Below are 19,869 nucleotides of genomic sequence, written 5' to 3'. Positions count from 1 at the left end.
CCATGTTCGATCTCGGTTGGAATCCCCTGCACGGCGTTCCCTCCTATCCCGCGGAACGCTTCGCCGTCCTCGCCGACAGGATCGGCAATCTATTGCAGAGCCGCAACGACATATTGCTCGTGCAGGCCGAGGCCGTGGTGGCGCTGGAGGCGGCGGCCGTCAGCCTCGCCCGTCCTGGTCTTTCGGCCCTCAACATCATCACCAGCCCCTATGGCGGCTGGTTCGGGCAATGGCTGCGGCGAGGCGGCGCGACGGTTCATGATATCGCCGCCGGACCGGGCCTGCCGATCGAGATCGAGGTGGTCGCCAGGGCACTCGATGCCGGTCCTCATATCGACGTGCTTGCTCTGGTCCATGCGGAATCGGCGAGTGGCATTCTCAACCCCCTGCCCGAGATACTGGCGCTTGCCCGCGCCCGCGGCATCGTCACCGTCGTCGATGCGGTCGCCTCGGTCGGCGGCCATCGGCTCGAGGTCGATAACCTCGGCATCGACATCGCGGTGATCGGTCCGCAGAAGGCGCTCGGCGGTCCGGCCGGTGTATCGGCGCTCTCCGTCAGCCGCCGCGCCTGGGAATTGATCTTGAGGGACGGCGCGCCGCGCAATTCGATCCTGTCCCTGGCCGATCTGAAGACATGGATCGACGGCGGCAGGCAGGGCCTGCCGGGCACGCCGGCGCCGCTGGAATTCTTCGCTCTGGAGACAGCGCTTGGCCGTGTCGAGGCTGAAGGTATCGAAAGCGTCATCGCCCGCCATGCACTGGCGGCATCGGCGACACGAGCGGGTCTCGCCGCGCTCGGCGCTGCGGCCTGGGTGCCGCCGGCAAAGGCTTCGAACCTGGTGACGGCGGTGCCGGTGCCGGAGGCGCTGGAGCCTGCGGCCCTGATTGCCGCTGCGGCGCGGCTGGGCGTCGAGCTGACCGAAAGTGTCGGGACCGCGCCGGCCCGTCTCCTGCGACTGAATCACACAGGTCCGCGGGCCGTATTTCAAACCGTGCTCGCGAATGTCGTGGCCTATGGCGCGGCGCTCAGACAGGCCGGCCATCCAGCGGATATCGCCGCCGCCTCGGAGGCGATATCCGCAGCCTACAGCCGATGAAAGCTGCATTCGGGCATTGATAATCGCGGCTCGGCAAGGCAGGACAGTGGCATCGCGGAGACCGGAAGCAGATGACGACATTGCTGGATGCGCAGGGCCTGGAGATTGTACATGCGGGGCATCGAACCCGTCTGAAATGGCACCGGTTGCGCAAGCGGTTCGCCGATCCGCTGTTTTCCGCCGAGGTGATGGCGGAGGGTTTTGCGGCGGGCGCCTCGATGGAGCTCGATCTGCGCGTGCGCGCCGACGGCGGCTTCGTCGTGCTGCACGACGAGGAGCTCGAAGGCGAAACGACAGGCCGTGGACCGATTGCCGGCAGCAGCATCGGTCATCTCCGTGATATCAGAATGCAGGAAGGCGGCCGGCCGCTGATCCTCAGCGAGGATCTCGCCGCCATGATGCAATCGACGCATCCGGCCGCACTGCTGCAATTCGACATGAAGGACGATTATGAGACGATTGGCGCGAAGGGCATCGAGCATCTTGCCGAGCATTTCCGGGATATCGCCGCCTCGGTGATCGTCAGCGGCGGCAGTCTCGATCTCATCGTCGCGGTCAAGGAAAAGCTTCCGCATCTGTTGCGCGGTATCGATCCGACCGACAAGCTTTACGAGATCGGGAAAGCCGGCGGCTGGAAGGCCGTCGAGGTGGAACTGCGCGCCGATCTCAGCGGCCCGACCGAGCCGGACACGATCTATCTCCATTGGCCGCTGATCCTCAATGCCGCCAAGGAGGGGCTGGATATGATCGCGCTCTGCCAGGACCATGGCAAGCGGGTCGATGCATGGACCTTTACGCTGAAGAATCCGGAGGCTGGCTTCAGCGAAGAGGAATGGCAGAATTTCTCGGCGCTGATGGCGCTCAAGCCGGATCAGATCACCACCGACGAGGCGCCGGCGACCGAACGCGCCTGGCGCCTGCGTGTGGCGAGTTAACCGGAAACGGGCGCCAGCCCTTCAATATCGAGGATGAAGGCGAATTCGCCGGCGAGCCCCGGCGAATGGGCGATCACCGGTCCGCCTTGCGCAAGCAGTTTTTCGACCGGCGGCATCGCCACCATGGCGCCTGCCTCTTCGGCGATCAGCGCGCCGGCGAGCATGTCCCATGCATTGAGATGGCGTTCGTAATAGAGATCGGCAGCGCCTTCGGCGACGCGGACGAGGTCGATGGCGGCCGCGCCCATGCGGCGATAATCCATACCGCGCTCGTGGAGCTGCCTGGAGAGCGCGAGATAATCGTCGAAGCTCGTCTTGCGGGAATGGCCGAGAATGACCAGAGCGTTGGCCGGATCGGCGGTTGCAGCCGCATGCACCCGAAGCCCTTCCTTGAAGGCGCCGCTGCCGCGCACCGCGTGGAAGACCTTGTCCTCGGCGGCGTCATAGACCACGCCGATCTCGACCTTGTCGCCGACGACGAAGGCGATCGAGACGCCCCAGTGGCGAAAGCCCCTGATATAATTGGTCGTGCCGTCGATCGGATCGACGACCCAGGTGCCGGCTTCGCCCGATCGCCCGCCGCTCTCCTCGCCCATGAACGTATCATCGGGGAAACGCGAGAGAAGCCCATCGCGGATCACCTGCTCGGCCCTTCGGTCGGCGACAGTGACGAAATCCTGCAATCCCTTGTTTTCGACGGCAAGCGTGCCGGGATTGGAGTCGCGCCGAAACCACGCCGTTTCCCGTCCAACTTCGAGAGCGACGGCGATCGCGACCTCCGCCCGTGCGCGGATGGCGGCGGCATCCAATGCGGAATTCATCAGGCAGTCCTTCTTTTTATCAATGTCACCGGCGTGAACTCGACGCGTGCCGTCAGATCAGGTTCTGCGATCCGGCTCATCAGCAGATCGACGGTCTGCTCGGCCTGGATATCGCAAGGTTGGCGGATGGTCGTGAGTTCATAGGCGCTCCAGCTCGCCTGCGGAATATCGTCATGGCCGATGATGCGGATCGGCGGCGTATCATCGCGGCCGCGACCCTGCATAATCCGGTCGATCACGCCGCAGGCCATATAGTCATTGGCGCAGAACAGCCCGTCGATGCCGGATGCCACAAGTTCGCCTGCCGCGGCATAACCGCTCTGATAATCGTTGATCCTGACCTGCAGAAACTGCGCCTCGACGCCGAGTTGCCTGCAGCGCGCAATGAAGGCTTCGCTGCGCCGCCGCGCCGTATAGGAGACGGCGGGGGCGGCCATCACGGCAGGCTTTCGCACGCCGCTGTCGATCAAGTGGTTCGCGGCGAGATGCCCGGCCATGCGGTCGTCGGAAATGATGCGGTCGACGAAGGGAATGTCGTCGCCCTTATTGATCAGCACGATCGGCACGCCCTCGGCGGCGCACTGCTCGCAGATCTCGGTCGGCGGGGCATCCGAGGTGACGATGACGCCGGAAACGGCATAATGCAGCAACTGGCCGATGACGGTCGATGTGTCCGCTTCCTGTGAGGTCGGCAGCAGGATGGGGCGGAAATTGCGGGCGAGCAGCATCTTCGACAGATGTTCGATCTGCAGGGTGCGGAACGGATTGTCGAGGCCGGCGGCGACGAGGCCGACGAGATCGGAGCGCTTATTGGTGAGGCTTCGGGCGAGATAATTCACCCGGTAGCCAAGTTCCTTAGCCGCCTGGTAGACCTTTTCGCGTGTCTTCGGCGAGACGCTGGCATCCGGCGTGAAGGCGCGCGAGACGGCGGCGCGCGAGACGCCGGCCACACGTGCCACGTCGAAGGAGGTTATCTTGCGCGGTCCCTTATCCCTGTCTGGCAACGGCTTTTTCCCCCTCTGCCAGCGGCCGCATCAGATCGGGCAGATCGGTGCAGATGCCGAGAACCGGAAGCTTCATGATGTCGTCGAGAACGGCTGGCCGCTCCTCGTGCCAGAGCACGATCTCGCGGCCCGCCTCGAAGGCGCTGCGCATCAGCGCGTCGGTGACGAGGTCCTGCGGCCGCTCCCCTGCCCTCTCCCAGCAGAGATGCAGAATATCGGCGCCGGCCTCGTCGCCGAGGAGATGCGGATCGTGACCGACACGGATCAGCACCGAAAGCGGGAAGTCGCAGCCCGCATCGCTGAGTTCGCGCACCTGCGCCGTATCGAAGGAGCCGAGGCAGGCGAAACGCTGGTTCATCTCGGCAAGATGGCGCCAGCAGAGCAGGCCGGTTCCCGGCGCCTTGAGTTCGACATAGAGACCGGTTCCGGTCTTGCGGCCGAGGGCGGCGACTTCCGCAAAACTCGGGACGTCGACGCCGTCGAGAGCGGCGAGTTCGGTCGCCGTCATTTCGGAAATGCGGCGGTCGATGCCGAAGACGCGCTCGAGATGGTCGTCATGCGAGACGACGACCACGCCATCCTTGGTCAGCTGCGTATCGAGCTCCCACATCTCGGCGCCAAGTTCGGCGGCGCGGCGGAAGGCGGCGATCGTGTTCTCGGGCTCATGGCCGCTGGCGCCGCGATGACCAATGCAGAAGGGAAGCCGGCCCTTGGCCGCCGGCCAGCCGTAACGCGCGAAGAAGGCCGAGAAATCGCGGGTCATCAGAGCCTCCCGCCCTGTTCGTCGAAGACGAGCACGCTGCGGCTGTCGATCGCCCAGCGAACGTCGTCGCCGACGTGGATATCGTTGCGCACCGGCTGGATCGAGCGCAGCAGCGGACCGCCGGCAAGAGCCACATCGTAGAGATTTTCGCGCCCTTGCGTTTCGGCGAAAGTGACCTTGCCGGAGACGGGCGTATCGCCCGCCGGCGTAAAATGCTCCGGCCGGACGCCGAGCATCAGCTTTGTGCCCTCGGCGGCACCGACGGCGGCGGGCAGCGGCACGCGGATCTCGCTTTCCGGGATTGCGAAAGCGCCCTTATCCAGGACGCCGCGCAGGAAGGTGATCGGCGGGTTGCCGAGGAAGCCGGCGACGAAAGCGGTTTTCGGGTCGTTGTACATCTCGGCCGGCGTGGCGATCTGGACGATCTCGCCTTCCTTCATGATGGCGATGCGGTCGCACATGCTCATCGCTTCCACCTGGTCATGGGTGACGAGAATGGCGGTGATGCCGGTCTCGCGCTGCAGGCGGCGGATTTCCGAGCGCATTTCGAGGCGCAGCTTGGCGTCGAGATTGGCAAGCGGCTCGTCGAGCAACAGCACGTCGGGTTTGCGGATGAGTGCGCGGGCCAGCGCCACGCGTTGCTGCTGGCCGCCCGAAAGCTCGGCCGGCCGGCGGCTCATCAGATTGCCGATCTGGACGAGGGCCGCGATCTTGTCGACCTCCTTGCGGATCTCGGCGGCGGGCACGCCCTTCACCTTCAGCGGAAATCCGATGTTTTCAGCAACCGTCATATGCGGGTAGAGCGCATAGGACTGGAAGACGACGCCGACATTGCGGGCCTGGCTCGGCAGATCGGTGACGTCGCGGTCGCCGAAGAGGATGCGTCCGCCTGTGGGACGGTGAATGCCGCAGACCGCGAACAGCGTCGTCGATTTGCCGCAGCCGGAAGGGCCGAGCAGCGCCAGCATTTCGCCGTTGCCGACTTCGAGCCGCATGTTCTCGATAACCTTGGTGGAGCCGAAGCTCTTCGAGAAATTGTCGAGGAGGATGCGCATCAGCCTTTGCTCCCGCCGCCGTAGATGTTCATGAGATATTTGTTGAAGAGCGCGTAAGCGATCAGCACCGGAATGAGGTAGAAGAGGCCGACCGCCTTGAACATGTTGAAATCGTAATTGTTGTCGTCGGCGAGGAAGCCGGCGAGATAGACCGATAGCACCTGCACGTCATTTCCCGGCGCCAGCACCTGCGGCAGGATGAACTCGCCCCAACCGGCGAGGAAGGAAAACAGGCCGAGCGCCATGATGCCGGGCTTGACCTGCGGCAGCACGAGGCTGCGCCAGACGCGAAAACGCGACGCGCCGTCGACGACGCCGGCCATTTCGATCTCCCAGGGCACGGTGTCGTAAAAGCCCTTCATCAACCAGATGCCGAGCGGCAGGTCGATCGCGGCCTTCACCAGGATGACGCCGATCAGCGAATTGTAGAGCCCGATCATCTGCAGCACGATGAAGATGGCGATGATCAGCGTCACCGACGGGAAGGCATGCAGCACCATGACGCCGGCGAGGAAGAAGCCGCGCGCCGGCACGTTCAGCCGCGACAGCACGTAACCGGCCATCGACGAGACGATGAGCACCAGGCTGGTGGTGCAGGCCGAAAACAGCAGCGTATTGACCGTCACTTGCCAGATGTTCGCCTTGCCTGGGTTCGTCTGCCACAGGAAGCGCCAGTGATCGAGCGTCACGCCGGAGGGCAGCAGCGCACCCGCCTCCTTCACCGTCACGGTGTCGAGGAAGAGATAGACATACATCAGGAGCAGCGGCAGGCTGACGATGGTGAGCGCCGCCATGACAGGCCAGCTGCTGTAATTTGCCGAGGGCTGCGATCGTCCGGCCATGGTCAATCCTCGATCAGGGGCTTGGCGACAAGCGTGCCGTAGTTGAAGACGCGGAGATAGAGGAGCGACAGCACCACGCCGATGACGACGAGCACCAGCGCCATGGCCGCGCCCAGCCCGTATTCGAGATTGCCGGCATAATTTCTGAGCGCCGTGTGATAGGCGGCGAGCGCCCAGACCTCGGTCGCGTTACCCGGCCCGCCATTGGTGGCGAGCAGGATTTCGTTGAAGGAGGCGAGCAGCGACAGCGTCTGATAGCAGGTGACGAAGAGGATCGGCCAGCGCATCTGCGGCAGGATGATGTAGCGGATCTGCTGCCAGCGCGAAGCGCCGTCGACCTCGCTCGCGTGGAACTGGCTCTTCGGAATGGCCTTCATCGCTGAGGAGAAGACCAGCATGCCCATCGAGGCACCGATGAAGCCGTTGATCAGCACGACGAAGAACCAGGCATTATAAGCGGTGTCGAGAAGGTAGTTCTTCGGGGGATAGCCGAACTTGCCCATCAGCACGGAGATGAAGCCGGTATCCCAAGCGAGCCATTTCCACAGCATCACATAGATGACGACGGGGGTGATGCGCGGCAGGAGCCAGATGCCGCGGAAGATCGAGGCGGGCGCCGGCGGCATGTAATGTGTCAAGACCGCCAGCACCAGCGCATAACCGACATTGAAGAGCGTCAGCACCAGCGCGACGTAGAGCGCAGTGTTGAAGAGCACCCGCGCCATGTCGGGCGAGTGGGCGATGCGCGAGAAATTGCCTGATGTCCAGGTCCAGCCGGTATAGGTGGCCTCGGCCACCTTTTCCTTCTGTTCCGGCGTCAGCTGGAGACCGAGGGTGTCCAGCGCCGAAAACAGCTGTTCCTTGCTGTCGAAGCGGGTGTTGACGACGGAGCGGTTGAATTGTTCGGAAATCTGCTTGACCTCGCGCGTCGAAGGCCGGTCGGCGAGGTCCTTGATCATGCGCTCGGCTTCGCGGCGCGTCGGGAAGACCTCGCCGGCATGTTTGGCGCGCAGCTCCGCGGCGATACCCGGCGCAAAGCCGAGACCCTCCACCGCCTTGAGGCCCGCCTCGTCGATCGCGTAGCGCGGTTCGGCCATCTCGGCGGCGATGTCCGGCATGGCCGATTTCAATGTGATCAGGGAATTCGGCGCGATCTGGTAGACGCCGCCGGAAATACCGGTCGCGGTCGTCATATTGGTCATCGAGAAGACCGCCGTCAGAACGACCGGCAGGAGGAAGAAGAGGACGATCATGACCGCGGCGGGCGCGATCATCACCAGTCCGAGCCTTCTGGACGATTTCATGGAAGCCTCCTCGCGGGACCGATCGGGCGGCGGGGTCGCCGCCGCCCGGAAGGATGCTTCTGTTTTAGCGAATGACGATCTTGTCGCCGAGCGTGTTTTTCAGCTCGCTCTCGGCATCGCCGATGGCGGCGTCGACGGTCTTGTCGCCGGTCCAGGACGCCTGAAGGTTCTTCCACATGATGTTCCAGTAGGTGCCGAAATCGGAGTTGTTCGGCATTGCATTGGCATGCGGCAGCAGGCGTTCGGTGGCTTCGCGAGCCCAGCGGTCGTCCGCGTAGAAATCCACTTCGGCTTCGGCTTCGGAAATGCCGAGATGGGCGGATTTGATCGCATGCAGCGCGTTGATGCGCGGCTCGGAGGCGATCGTGATCAGCTGGGCGGCGATCTGCGTATCTTCTTCGCTGTGTCCTGCGGTTACCATGTAGACGAGCGGATGCGTCAGCGTGTTGGGCTTGCCGCCCTCGCCGGCCGGGATCAGCGTGAAGACGATGTTGTCGAAGAAGTCCTTGAGGCCTTCCTGGTTGACGAGACGGGCGTAATGCCAGGTGCCTGCGTCCCAGATGCCGGCCTTGCCGGTGGCGACTTCCTTCCACCATTGATCACCCGGCATGCCGATATGGTTCTTCTTGGTGACACCCGACTTAACGGCATCGGCGATGAATTGATAGGTGCGGGTCATGGCCGCCTTATCGAAGACGAGCTTGCCGTTTTCTTCCATCGTGCCGCCGAAGCTGGTGTAGAACTGCCAATAGTCCGGGCCGTTGCTGGGGCGCGGATAGAAGCCGTAGCCGGGCTGGACGAGGCCCTTGTCCTGCATCTTCTTGGCGTCTTCGAGCACGTTCTTCATGGTGTACTTGCCATCCTGAACGTTCTGCGGCAGCGCATCGAGATCGGCGTCGATATAGCCGATCGCCTTCATGTATGGCTTCCAGAAGAACATCGGGCGGGATTCGGCATCCTGCGGAATGCCGTAGACGGCGCCGTTGTAGGAGGCGATCTGCATCAGGTTCTCGTAGATGCCGTTGAGCGGCCAGGCGTCGAGATCGACGTGATCCTCGATCGGAACGATGAGGCCGGCCTGCGACCAGGGCGCGATGTCTTCATGACCGCTGGCGACGATGTTCGGGGCGGTCTTGGCTTCCGCGGCAAGCGTCAGCGCCTGTTTGAAATCGTCCCAGCCGGAATAGGCCTTCTTCTCGATGGTGATCTTCAGGTCTTCACCCTTGAGCGCGGCTTGGCGCTGCAGCTGCTGGGCTGCGATCTCGATGGCGTCGAGGCGATAGACGTCGTTCGGGCCGGTGCCGCCGGCCCAGACGCTGATGGTAACGTCCTTGGCGAGTGCAAATGCGGAAGTCGAAGCCAGGATGGCGGCCGCAACGGTGAGGGACTTCAGTGTCGGCAAAATGGTCATTTTCTTCATCTCCCCAGAAGAGCAGTGTGAGGCCTCTTTGACGGGTCATCACTGGTGTTGACGACCGCTCCGAAAGACCCACGAAAACGTGACAAGTCCCGCTCTATGGGCTGAACGTAACGGCCGAATGACAAAATTGAGCACGTGTGCAAAATTATTATGACGATGTTGGAGACGCGGTCAACTCCCGGCGGAAGCACCGGATCGGTTGCGCGTGGAAATCCTTGCCGAAGAGATGAAATCAGCCTGAATGGAGGCCGGCCGGCGGCCTATCCGATCTCCGCCCAGAGCGCGCGGAGCATCTGGCGAAGCAGCAACGCCTCCGTCCATCGATCGGTGGTATCGTTGCCGTCGGCGCCGGTGATCGCATAGGGCTTTGGCCCCAATTCGCAGGTAAAAACCAGCGCATCGTCGGCGCCGGCGCGATTGCGCCATTCCCGCATGCCGTAGCTCCACCATTGCAGAAACAGGTCGACCCACGGGCGATGGTGCGGAAACGAGATCTCGATCTGAACCTGTTCGCGCGACGCGACCCTGCCGTGAAAAGCCCGCGCGTTGCGCAGGATGCGATGGATCATGGCGTGATTTTCCGCATCGACCGGATAGTCAAACTCGCGCGCGACGAGGAAATGCGAGAGGTCGGCAAGCAGCGGCAGGTCGGGGCGCCGGTCGAGCAGGTCGAGCGTGAAGAACAGATCCGACGTCATCCTGTCGCGATGGGTTTCGATGAAGACAGGAATGCCGGCCTCTTCGGCAAGCTGCACCCAGCCGTCCAGCAGCGGCAGGCAATCCGCGACACGGCGCGGGCGGACATCGGGTTGCAGGTTGATGTGGCTGACCGGAAATTCTCCGGCAAGTTCCAGCGGCAGACGTAGATCCTCGACGCTGCGGGGAAAGCAGGTTCCTTCGATCTTCAAGCCGGTGCCTCGGATCGCATCGTTCAGGCGTTCGACGTCGCGGCGGTCGGTATAGTGTGCGCTGATGCCGTCGAAGCCGGCCTTCGCGATCATCGCGATGTTTTCGTCGAGGCTGCGCTCGTAACCGTCCGTATCCCTGCGCTCCATTGCCCAGAGCGACTGGAAGATCAGCAGCTTTTGCATCACGCCGCCCTGGCGCTCTTCAGGAGCGCCTTGAGGTTCACGCGGGGATCGGCGAGAGCCGCCGGATCAAGATCGACGCCGGCCGCGACGAGCATCTCCGCCAGCTTGATCTCCTTGGCGAGACCGTTGCCAAGGCCGAGAGCCGCCGCAGCCACGAGCCGGTCTCCGTCGAGGTAAAATTCGAGCTCTCCCTCCGGCAGCGTACGGACCACGCTTCGGTGCGCCGGATGCGGCAGTCCTGCCACCTGAAGACCAAGATCGTATTGATCGGACCAGAACCAGGGGATTGCGGCAAATGCATCCTGAGCGCCGGTCATATTGCGTGCGGCGATCTCGGCCTGGGCTCTTGCGTTTCGCCAGCTTTCGAAACGAATGTGCCCTCCCCCGGGTTGGGCGATCGCCGCGCAATCGCCCGCCGCGAAAATATTCGGCCTGCTGGTTCGAAGGCAGGCGTCGGCCAGAATTCCGTTGCCCGTCGCCAGTCCCGCATCCAGTGCCAGAGCGGTCTCCGGAATAACGCCGATCGCACCGATGACGAGATCGCCTTGCACCACATCGCCGCCGGCCAGCACGACGCCATCTCCGGTGATTTCGGCAATACCCCGCTCCAGATAGAATTCGACGCCTTCGGCGGCATGCCTGGCATGCAGCTTTTCGGCGAAGCGCGAGGGAACGGCACGTCCGAGCGGCTTTGGCGCCGCTTCGATGACGCTGACCGCGATGCCTTTGCCGCGAAAGACCGCAGCAAGCTCCATGCCGATCAAGCCGCCGCCGATGATCGCGACGCTTGCGCCCGAGCCGACATTGGCGAATATCGCTTCGGCGTCGGTGTGAGTGCGGAAGTCGAGCACGCGCTCCGCGCCGGGGCAGGCAAGCCGCCTCGGGCGCGCGCCTGTCGCAAGAAGCAATTTTTCATAGGGCAATAGGCCCCCGTCGCTCAAGGTGACGGTGCCTGCATCGGCATCGAGCTTCAGGGCCGACACGCCCTTGGCATAGTCGATGCCGGCGGCTGCCAGGCTATCGAGCGTGCAGATCAGTTTCATCTGCGCCGTCTCGCCCATCGGCTTCGACAGCGGCGGCCGCTCGTAAGGCAGGTGGGGCTCGGCTCCAACAAGCGTGACCGATCCGGAATATCCCGCCTCGCGAAGCGCGAATGCCGCGCGTGTGCCGCACTCGCCCGCACCGATGATGACAATGCCGTTCATGCAGGTCTCCATAAAAGAGCGGCCGGCGCTCGTGAGGAGGAGACGCCGGCCGGGGAGGATCAGTTCTTTTTCGCGTATTCGACCATGTTCTTGGGCGTGACCAGTTCGAAAGGCACCCAGACCTCCTTGTCGACGCTGTTGCCTTTCGCCAAGGCGACGGCTGCGTCAACCGCACTTGCCGCCTGTTGTTTGGCGTTCTGGAAGACCGTCACGTCAAGATCGCCCGCCGCCATCGCGGCCAGCGCATCCTGCGTCGCGTCGATGCCGACGACGATGACATCGTCCATCGATACGCCGGAGGCCTTGAGCGCCTGAATGGCGCCAAGCGCCATCTCGTCATTATTGGCGAAGATGAGGTCGATCGGCCGGCCGGCCGTGATCCAGTTCGTGGTCAGGTCCATTGCATTGGTGCGCGTCCAGGCGGCGGTTTGTTCGTCGGCGATGGTGACGCCCTTGCAATCGCCGGCCGCCAGCGTTGCCTTGACCGACGAGGTGCGGTCGCGCGAGGCCTGATGCGCCAGATCGCCCATCAATATGTAAGCCTGCGCGTCGTTCGCCTTGCCGTTTTTCTTCAGCAGCTCGCAGGCGGCTTCGGCGCCGAGTTTTCCAGAGTCGGTCTCCTTCGATCCGACATAGGCCTGCTTTTCCGGCAGATGAGCGATGTTTTCCGGCTCGAGATTGAGGTAGACGAGCGGGATTCCCGCCTTCCGGGCCGCCTCGCTGATGCCGGTGGCGGCCGATGTATCGGCGAGCGTCATGATGATCGCATCCACTCCTGAGGCGATGAAATTGTCCACCTGGCTGCGCTGTCTGGAAACGTCGGTCTGCGCATCCTCGATCTGAAGGCTGACGCCGTTCAGCGAGGAGGCCTGTGCCTGAAGTCCCTCGCGCAGCAGCGTCTGGAAGTTGTTGTCGAAACTCTGCATGGACACGCCGATCGTCTCGGCCGAGGCAGCAGTCGTCGTCAGGGCGGCCAGGACGGCCGCCACACAGATGGATTTCATGTTTTCCTCCCAATGGGCGCCGGGCCGCCCCAACCGTTCCGGAGACCGCTCAGGCCTGCCGATGTTGCGGGCTCAAACCAGAGCCACGCGAACCTCCCCGTCGACCACTTCGGCCGGATAGATTTTCAGGTTCTCGCAGGCGGGAAGCCTCAGCGCCTCGCCGGTGCGATAGTCGAAAGCGCCGGAATGTTTGGGACATTCCACCTCGAAATCCATGACCAGCCCGTCTGCCAGATGGATCGCCTCGTGCGTGCAGAGGCCGGCCGTGCAATAGACGCTGTCGTCGGGGCCGCGATAGATGGCGTAGGTGCGGCTGCCATGATCGAAGCGGATGGCGCCTTCCTGCTCGATGTCGTCGAGCTTGCAAGCAGTGATCCAGCTCATTCGGCCGCTCCGGTGATTTCCATACGGGCTTTGCGGGCCGCGAGTTTCTCCTTCCGCCGACGATAGCGCTCCTGCATCAGGGCTTCGCCTTCGGGCGAGCCGTCGTGCCAGGTGCCGAACCACTTATCGAGCGGGATCAGCGCATCGCCGTAATTCACCTCGAAATATTTGTGGTGCAGGTAATGCGCATAGGCATGGCTGTCGACGAGCTTGTCCCCGCCGATTTCGACCTTGTCGAAGCCCACATGGCCGGGAATGGCGCCGAAGCCGGCATAATGCAGCTGGTAGAGCATGAGGATCGGATTGGACGGCAGGATGAGGTGATAGAAAGCCGTGCCGAGATAGAGCAGGTGCTCGATTGGATGCATCGACAGCGATGACCAGGGCGAGGGATTGACCGAGTTATGGTGGACCGAATGCACCCACTTGTAGAGGAAAGGCGTATGAATGAGCCTGTGGATGCAGAAGAAGTGGAACTCGTGAATGATCGGCACGACGAGCGCAACGAGGGCAAGCGTCCAGGGGCGCTCCGTAAAGCTCAGCCAAGGCGCGTAACCGTTGGCGTAGGCCCACAGCATGGCAGCCTCGATCGCCGTCCAGATCGTCACGCCCGATAGGAAGGTGCGCAGCATGTTGTCGACGTTCTGGCGCTCGAACCAGAAGGCTTTGTTCTTCTGCTCGGACGGAAATTTTCCATTGTACTTGAAGCGGTTTTCCTGCCGCTTCAGCACATAGAGATGCACCTCGAAGGCGCCGTAGAAGAGCAAGACGCAGATCGCGTTGACCACATAAAGCCAGGCGATCCAGCCGATGCCGAGTGTTTGCATCGTTTCCATCGGCGGGATGACCCAAGCCCAATAAGCGACGGCGGAGGCGGCGAAAATCGCATTCCAGGGAAAGAGGTAATGCGGCAGCCATTTCAGGATCGCCACCAGCCGCGGCGGAAACGCAAACAGCGGCGCGGTTTCGGCCGGCTGGTTCGGCGCCCAGTCGCCGCGCTTGTTGCGCGTGCCGAATTTCAGATCGTCCATTGCTCTCTCCTCCGGGCGGATGGGAACCTCCCGCCCGCATATGTATCCTGATTGGAGGAGCGCGCTTTTCGCGCCGGGATGTCGCTGTCGACGCCTGCTCTCCTCCTGTCTTGAAAGTAGCAGGAGACCTTCGCGGCGACGAAGCCATTCTTGATCAAATTAGATCAAGCGCTTTCCTTGGTGATTGTGATGAAGCGGATGGGCGCCCGATCCGGTTCGATCTCCGTCAAGCCGATCCGGCGCAGCATCAGATCGAGCGATCGCCTGGCCTGTGCCTCGGGCGCCTGGTCCAGCACCACATCCATGATACCGTCCTGCAAGGCGCTGCGGGTATAGTCGGTGAGCTCGTGGCCGACGAAGAAGATGCCGCGCTCGCGCGCCTGCCGCCGCAGCACGCTGATTAGCGCGGAATTGCCGCCGCCGGCATTGTAGAGGCCGGCAAGGTCCGGATACATCCGCAATGCCGAGGACAGGAGTTCAGCGCCGAGATGCTCTTCGTCGAGGCCGAACCCCAGGCACTGGAAGCTGGTGGCGCCAGGGTGCTCGAGAAAATAGTCCGAAAAGCCGCGGATACGGTCGCGGTGCACCTGATAGATCGGATGACAGATTGCAAAGACGGGACCGGTCCGGCGCGCCATTCGGCTGATGAACAGCGCTGCCGTGCGGCCGGCGGCATAATTGTCGATACCGACGAATTCGCCTGTCCGTTCCGAGGCGCGGGTGACGACGTGGACCACCGGCAAGCCCTGGGCGCTGACCTTCTCGACGGCCGCGCCGATCACCGGATTGCTCGGAACCGCCAGGATCAGGCCGGCGCGCCGCTGGCCGGCCGACAGAATGCGGCGCGCGATTTCCTCCGGTTTCATCTCCTCGGTGAAGCTGCGATGCACGATGACCAGCGGGTCGAGGGTTGCCGCGATCCTCTCGAAGGCCGCGGAAAGTCGCCGGTAGAAGGTCGTTTCAGGACGCACCATCAACACCTCTATGCGCAGCAGGCCGCGATGGGTGTCCGGAAGCTTGCGGGGGTAATCCAGCGCGCGCGCGGCAATGATCACCTTCTCCACAAGTTCGGGGCGCACGCCGCCGCGCCCGTTCAGGACCCGCTCGACGGTTGCTGTTCCGACGCCCGCCTGGCGGGCGATGTCCTGATAGTTCGGCTTGCTCACTTTGCGATCCTCAAAGGACTCCGGCAGATTGGGGCTCCGAGGGCATTTCTGCAATAATACCCGCTAAGGGAATCTGAAGTTCTCTGGATTGAAGCGGTTCGCGCGGATCGGCCTGAAACGTTCGAGGGGTCGGTCAAAGAATGATGGCGTTGATGACGAGGAGATTACCCGACCGACGATGCGCCTTGGCGAAAGCGACATCTCGACAGAGAGCGCGTAACGCGCCAGGGCTCCTTCATAAACGTCGGGCGGCTCGAACAGAGTGGTGCGCGACTGCGCATGGAGGAAGGGGATCGCAGCCCGCGGCACCGGGGAAGAGATTCTCTGCTCTCAAACCAGCATCGACTGCTGGGCGAAGATACCCGCCATCGCGCCTTGCCATGATGCCGTAGTGACCGAGGGCATTCCGGGGTTGGCGAGGTCGCCGGCGGCGTAGACACCCGGCATGCTGGTCTCGCGGCGCTCATCGACCTTGAGGGCGATGCCGCTAGGCGTATCGACTGTGGCGAGGCCCAGTGATTCATGCAGGCTGGCGGACGGCTTGTTGCGCGGATGCGCGAACAAGATGTCGACCGCGACATCGGGGCCGAGATCGAGTTTGACGGTGGCGCTATGGCCTCCGTGACGGGCGATCCCGGTGATCTGGCCCTCGACGACAGGGATGCTGCGGCGAGCCAGATCGGCCCGGATATCGGGTGCAATGTCGTGACCATCGGCGAACAGCGTCAACCTGTCGGTCCAATCGTGGAAAAGCCTGGCCTGATTGTGCGACTGCGGACCGGACCAGACGAGGCCCCAATGCTGGCCGGCGACTTCGAAGCCGTCGCAATAGGGGCACGGCACGATCGACGTACCCCAGCTTTCGGCAAAGCCCGGAACATCAGGCATCTGGTCCGCAATGCCGTAGCTCAGGATCACGCGGCGCGCCCCGAAGCTTTCGCCATCGCCAGTGAGGACGTTGAAATCGTCGATGGCGCCGGAGACACTGTCGGCCCGGGCACTGACCAGCTTGATCGTGGGATAGCGCGCCAGCTGCTGCCGCGCCCCAGCCAGGATGTCCAGCGGCGGCTTGTGATCGTGGCCGAGCAGGCCATGCGAGTGGCCGGCGAAGCGGTTGCGCGGCAGGCCGGTATCGAGAACGGTGACCTTGCGGCGGGCGCGGCCGAGCTGCAGCGCGGCGGCAAGACCGGCAAAGCTGCCGCCGATGATAATGACGTCATCCATGGTGATAAGCTCCGTGCTGTTGAGGAAGTGTGATTGGTTGAGCCTTGGCGCGTCTCGTCCACCGATACACATCGATATGGCCAAGCGGCTTAGAGAAGTTCGATCTGGGGGACAGTATAAAATCCGTTCTTCGGCTTGCAAATTTCCGATACTGTGTGGTATCGTAAAGCATGAATAACGATACTGTCAAGGATCTTAATGGTCGTGACCGAAAATAGTCGAGGCCGGCGCGGCCGGCCAGCCAACGAGGCGCTTGGCCAAACGATAGTCGACGCAGCATACGAACTCTTTGTGGAGTTGGGTTTTCAAGCGACGACATTGGACAAGGTCACCCAGCGAGCGAAGATATCCAAGCTCAGCATCTATCGGCACTTCGAGAACAAGGAGGCGCTGTTCAGCGCGGCCATCGCCGCCCGCTGCCATCAGTTTGCACCACAGGCCCTTTTTGAAGACATCGACGGTTCGGCCGAAGATCAGCTCATGGCGGTGGGATCATCCCTCCTTCGCACACTGTTGAGCCCGGACGTCCGCAGTGTCGAAGCCATGGTCATGGCCGACAAGACGAATCAAAAGTCGTTAAGCAAGCTCTATTACGAAGCCGGCCCCGCCCATGTCATCGCCCAGATCGAGGCCCTGTTGCGTCAGTTGCACGCGAAGGCGGTTCTGAACGTACCCGATCCTCTCCAGTCCGCCCGCTTGTTTGGCGCCCTCTTCAAAGGATCCGATCTCCTCATTACTGCACGCTTCGATGAGGCGCGAGCAGAGGATGACACAGAAATCGAATCCTATTGCCGATCGGCCGTCGCCATGTTCATCGCCGCGCACGGTGGCAGCGACGACGCGGGCGGATCACCTGGTTAAGAACGGATCAGAACAAGGATATGGCATGGCAGAGAAAAATGTTTATCAGGTAGCCGACTGGAATGGCCAAAGCGGGGAGCGCTGGGTCGCTTACCAGGCCCGGCTCGATGCCATGATGGCGGTTTTCGGCCAGGCCGCGATCGAAGCCGCCGCGCCCGTTACGGGCGAACGCGTACTGGACGTCGGCTGCGGCGCGGGGGCGTCTAGTCTGGATCTGGCCGCCCGCGTCGGCGCGGGGGGCCAAGTGCTGGGCGTGGACATATCCGAACCGCTGATCGGCAGAGCGCGCGCTTTAGCGCCGCAGGACACGCCGATCCTGTTTCAGGTGGCAGACGCCAGCAGCGCCGAGTTGCCCGAGGGCGCGTTCGACATCCTGTTCTCGCGCTTCGGAGTGATGTTCTTTGATGATCCGACAGGTGCATTCGCTCATATGCGCCGTGCGCTCAAGCCAAGCGGGCGGGTCGCTTTCGTCTGCTGGCGCGGCATGGCCGAGAACGATTGGGTGCGCTTGCCGATGGGCGCGATCAAGGGCATCCTCCCGCCGACGGCGCCGCCCAATCCCGAAGCGCCCGGCCCGTTCTCGTTCGGCGACCAGGGACGGGTGGCGCGTATCCTAACGGCGGCTGGCTTCACCGATATCGCTATCGCGCCCTTCAATGCTTCCATCCCGTTCGGCGAGGGCGGGACGCGGGACGCGGCGATCGACGACGCGGTGGAGATGACACTCGAGGTCGGCCCGCTGTCGCGCGCGCTCGCTGATCAGCCAGACGACATCCGCGCCCGCGCCTCGGCCGCCGTTCGTGCCGCCTTCGCGGACCGCCCCGGCGAGCGGTCGGTGATGATCGACGGCGCTGCGTGGATCGTCACGGCGCGCAGTCCGGCAAGCTGACAGGGATTAGCAGGGGGAGCAGTAATGCCCACAGAGCCCCAGTGTGCGGTGTCCGCGAACCATTCGATGGACAGCCGCCTGATTGAAGTTTCTGGAATATCCGGTTAGGTAGCAATGCGTGAATTTTCCATGGCCGCATCATCGCGCGGCGTTAGACGCGGTTCTTTTTCGAAGTATCCTGTCCCATGAGCCTTGAATCCGTTCGCGCCTTTCTCGGCGCCCATGCACCCGATATCGAAATCATCGAGACCGCCGAGAGTTCCTCGACGGTGGCGCTTGCTGCCGAAGCCCACGGCGTCGAGCCCGCCCAGATCGCCAAGACGATCTGCCTGCGCGTCGGTGAACAGGCGATGCTGGTCGTCGCCGGCGGCACGGCGCGGCTCGACAATCGCAAGTTCAAGGATACGTTCGGGGCCAAGGGGCGCATGCTCGATGCCGAGGAAGTCGTGGCGGTGACGAGCCATCCCGTCGGCGGCGTCTGCCCGTTCGGCCTGCCCTCGCCGCTGCCGATTTACTGCGACGTCTCGTTGAAGCGCTTCGACGAAGTCGTGCCTGCGGCCGGCTCGACCAATTCGGCCGTGCGCATCGCCACCGGCCGGTTGGCGGAGCTGACCGGCGCGCGCTGGGTCGATGTCTGCCAGTAAAGCGGCAAAAGAACTTCAAACCCGGGAAAGACTACCTATATTAGCTCTCGATTGCCGTGGTGAGCATGACAGGAGATCAGAATGCCGGGTGCCGTTTCGCGTTTTGCCAAGTTTGCGGCGATTGCCGTACTGACGAGCGCTACCGTTTTTGCTTCGCTCGGGGATGCCGAGGCGCGCCGTGCCGGCGGCTCCGGTTTCGGCAGCCGCGGCACGCGGACCTTCCAGGCCCCGCCCGTCACCCAGACAGCGCCGACCACTGCCGCGCCGATCGAACGGTCGATGACGCCGCGCACAACTGCGCCGGCTACGGCCCAGCAGCCGCTCGGCGCCCAGCGGCCCGGTTTGTTCAACGGCTTCGGCCGCTCGATGATCGGCGGCCTGATCGCCGGCGGCCTGCTCGGCATGCTGCTTGGCCACGGTTTCGGCGGCGGCTTCGGCTTCCTCGGCATGCTGCTGCAGATCGCCCTGATCGGCGGCGCCATCATGCTAGCCATGCGTTACTTCGCCAATCGCCGCCAGCCTTCCTATGGCGCCGGCGGCCAGAGCCGGTCTTACGGCCAGTCCTTCAACATGGCGCCGGCGAACAATTCGTCTTTCCAGATCCCGGCGATCGGCTCGGGCGCCGGTATTGACGGTCAGCCGCGCGGCAATCGGCCGAGCGACGAGATCGGGCTGGCGCAGGCCGATCTCGACCAGTTCGAGGAATTGCTGACGAACGTACAGACCGCCTACGGCGCCGAAGACTACGGCACGCTGCGCCGGCTGACGACGCCGGAAGCGATGTCCTACCTTGCCGAGGAACTCGGCGAGAACGCCACTAATGGCGTGCGCAACCGCGTCTCCGACGTCAAGCTGCTGCAGGGCGATATCGCCGAGGCCTGGCGCGAGGATGGCCAGGAATATGCGACGCTCGCCATGCGTTACTCCTCGATCGATGCCATGGTCGAACGTGACAGCGGCCGTGTCGTTTCCGGCGACGACCGCCGTCCGAGCGAAAGCACTGAAATCTGGACCTTCGTGCGCAAGTCCGGCGCGGACTGGAAGCTCGCCGCTATCCAGGGCACCGGCCAGCGCGCCGCTTAAAATAACACCTCTGTTGTGCCGCCCAAGCTGCCGGTCAGCTTGGGCG

Annotated in this window: 20 protein-coding genes; 6 read left to right on the top strand and 14 right to left on the bottom strand. The window is 63.3% G+C overall.

Annotated features, from left to right (window positions below):
* Positions 1–2: 2 nt before the first annotated feature.
* Both ATY77_RS07945 and ATY77_RS07940 read left to right on the top strand, forming a co-directional pair.
* Entirely contained in the window at positions 3–1,097 is a 1,095-nt protein-coding gene (locus tag ATY77_RS07945; RefSeq protein ID WP_088686852.1) for an aminotransferase class V-fold PLP-dependent enzyme, read from the top strand.
* A 71-nt stretch (positions 1,098–1,168) separates the two neighbouring features.
* Entirely contained in the window at positions 1,169–2,032 is an 864-nt protein-coding gene (locus ATY77_RS07940) for a glycerophosphodiester phosphodiesterase family protein (protein WP_088686851.1), read from the top strand.
* On the opposite strand, the gene ATY77_RS07935 is transcribed toward ATY77_RS07940, so the two are convergent.
* The 14 genes from ATY77_RS07935 to ATY77_RS07870 form a co-directional block, all read right to left on the bottom strand.
* Positions 2,029–2,853: an inositol monophosphatase family protein gene (locus ATY77_RS07935; RefSeq protein ID WP_088686850.1), complete on the bottom strand. Its 825-nt coding sequence runs from the start codon at positions 2,851–2,853 to the stop codon at positions 2,029–2,031. The genes ATY77_RS07940 and ATY77_RS07935 overlap by 4 nt on opposite strands.
* The gene (locus tag ATY77_RS07930; RefSeq protein WP_088686849.1) at positions 2,853–3,857 is read right to left on the bottom strand and encodes a LacI family DNA-binding transcriptional regulator; all 1,005 of its coding nucleotides are present in this window, start codon (positions 3,855–3,857) and stop codon (positions 2,853–2,855) included. Before ATY77_RS07930 ends, ATY77_RS07935 begins: the two co-directional genes overlap by 1 nt.
* Positions 3,841–4,620, bottom strand: coding sequence for a glycerophosphodiester phosphodiesterase (locus ATY77_RS07925; RefSeq protein ID WP_088686848.1), 780 nt, complete (start codon positions 4,618–4,620; stop codon positions 3,841–3,843). The genes ATY77_RS07930 and ATY77_RS07925 overlap by 17 nt, the downstream gene beginning before the upstream one ends.
* Positions 4,620–5,675 (bottom strand): ABC transporter ATP-binding protein, encoded by a 1,056-nt coding sequence (locus ATY77_RS07920; protein ID WP_088686847.1) that lies wholly within the window; start codon positions 5,673–5,675, stop codon positions 4,620–4,622. Before ATY77_RS07920 ends, ATY77_RS07925 begins: the two co-directional genes overlap by 1 nt.
* Positions 5,675–6,517, bottom strand: coding sequence for a carbohydrate ABC transporter permease (locus ATY77_RS07915; RefSeq protein ID WP_088674784.1), 843 nt, complete (start codon positions 6,515–6,517; stop codon positions 5,675–5,677). Before ATY77_RS07915 ends, ATY77_RS07920 begins: the two co-directional genes overlap by 1 nt.
* A gap of 2 nt (positions 6,518–6,519) precedes the next feature.
* Entirely contained in the window at positions 6,520–7,821 is a 1,302-nt protein-coding gene (locus ATY77_RS07910) for a sugar ABC transporter permease (RefSeq protein ID WP_088686846.1), read from the bottom strand.
* Between the two features lie 64 nt (positions 7,822–7,885).
* Positions 7,886–9,232 carry an extracellular solute-binding protein gene (locus tag ATY77_RS07905; protein WP_088686845.1) on the bottom strand — a complete coding sequence of 449 codons (1,347 nt, stop codon included), beginning with the start codon at positions 9,230–9,232 and terminating at the stop codon, positions 7,886–7,888.
* Between the two features lie 269 nt (positions 9,233–9,501).
* Positions 9,502–10,332: a xylose isomerase gene (locus ATY77_RS07900; protein WP_088686844.1), complete on the bottom strand. Its 831-nt coding sequence runs from the start codon at positions 10,330–10,332 to the stop codon at positions 9,502–9,504.
* The gene (locus tag ATY77_RS07895) at positions 10,332–11,537 is read right to left on the bottom strand and encodes an FAD-dependent oxidoreductase (protein ID WP_088686843.1); all 1,206 of its coding nucleotides are present in this window, start codon (positions 11,535–11,537) and stop codon (positions 10,332–10,334) included. The genes ATY77_RS07900 and ATY77_RS07895 overlap by 1 nt, the downstream gene beginning before the upstream one ends.
* 59 nt (positions 11,538–11,596) lie before the next feature.
* Positions 11,597–12,541, bottom strand: coding sequence for a substrate-binding domain-containing protein (locus ATY77_RS07890; RefSeq protein WP_088686842.1), 945 nt, complete (start codon positions 12,539–12,541; stop codon positions 11,597–11,599).
* A gap of 72 nt (positions 12,542–12,613) precedes the next feature.
* Positions 12,614–12,925, bottom strand: coding sequence for a MocE family 2Fe-2S type ferredoxin (locus tag ATY77_RS07885; RefSeq protein WP_088686841.1), 312 nt, complete (start codon positions 12,923–12,925; stop codon positions 12,614–12,616).
* Positions 12,922–13,956, bottom strand: coding sequence for a sterol desaturase family protein (locus tag ATY77_RS07880; protein ID WP_088686840.1), 1,035 nt, complete (start codon positions 13,954–13,956; stop codon positions 12,922–12,924). Before ATY77_RS07880 ends, ATY77_RS07885 begins: the two co-directional genes overlap by 4 nt.
* Before the next feature lie 164 nt (positions 13,957–14,120).
* Positions 14,121–15,122, bottom strand: a complete 1,002-nt coding sequence (locus ATY77_RS07875; RefSeq protein ID WP_088686839.1) for a LacI family DNA-binding transcriptional regulator — start codon at positions 15,120–15,122, stop codon at positions 14,121–14,123.
* A gap of 330 nt (positions 15,123–15,452) precedes the next feature.
* Positions 15,453–16,346 carry an NAD(P)/FAD-dependent oxidoreductase gene (locus ATY77_RS07870; protein ID WP_088686838.1) on the bottom strand — a complete coding sequence of 298 codons (894 nt, stop codon included), beginning with the start codon at positions 16,344–16,346 and terminating at the stop codon, positions 15,453–15,455.
* Between the two features lie 204 nt (positions 16,347–16,550).
* On the opposite strand from ATY77_RS07870, the gene ATY77_RS07865 reads away from it, so the two are divergent.
* From ATY77_RS07865 to ATY77_RS07850, 4 genes are all read left to right on the top strand, one after another.
* Positions 16,551–17,207, top strand: coding sequence for a TetR/AcrR family transcriptional regulator (locus ATY77_RS07865; protein WP_088686909.1), 657 nt, complete (start codon positions 16,551–16,553; stop codon positions 17,205–17,207).
* Between the two features lie 25 nt (positions 17,208–17,232).
* The gene (locus ATY77_RS07860; protein WP_088686837.1) at positions 17,233–18,096 is read left to right on the top strand and encodes a class I SAM-dependent methyltransferase; all 864 of its coding nucleotides are present in this window, start codon (positions 17,233–17,235) and stop codon (positions 18,094–18,096) included.
* Positions 18,097–18,281: 185 nt separating this feature from the next.
* Positions 18,282–18,740 (top strand): YbaK/EbsC family protein, encoded by a 459-nt coding sequence (locus tag ATY77_RS07855; RefSeq protein ID WP_088686836.1) that lies wholly within the window; start codon positions 18,282–18,284, stop codon positions 18,738–18,740.
* Between the two features lie 81 nt (positions 18,741–18,821).
* The gene (locus tag ATY77_RS07850) at positions 18,822–19,823 is read left to right on the top strand and encodes a Tim44 domain-containing protein (protein ID WP_088686835.1); all 1,002 of its coding nucleotides are present in this window, start codon (positions 18,822–18,824) and stop codon (positions 19,821–19,823) included.
* Positions 19,824–19,869: the final 46 nt, after the last annotated feature.

The organism is Rhizobium sp. R634 (genome assembly GCF_002211305.1).
Lineage (GTDB): Bacteria > Pseudomonadota > Alphaproteobacteria > Rhizobiales > Rhizobiaceae > Rhizobium.
This window is presented reverse-complemented; position numbering and strand designations above follow the sequence as displayed.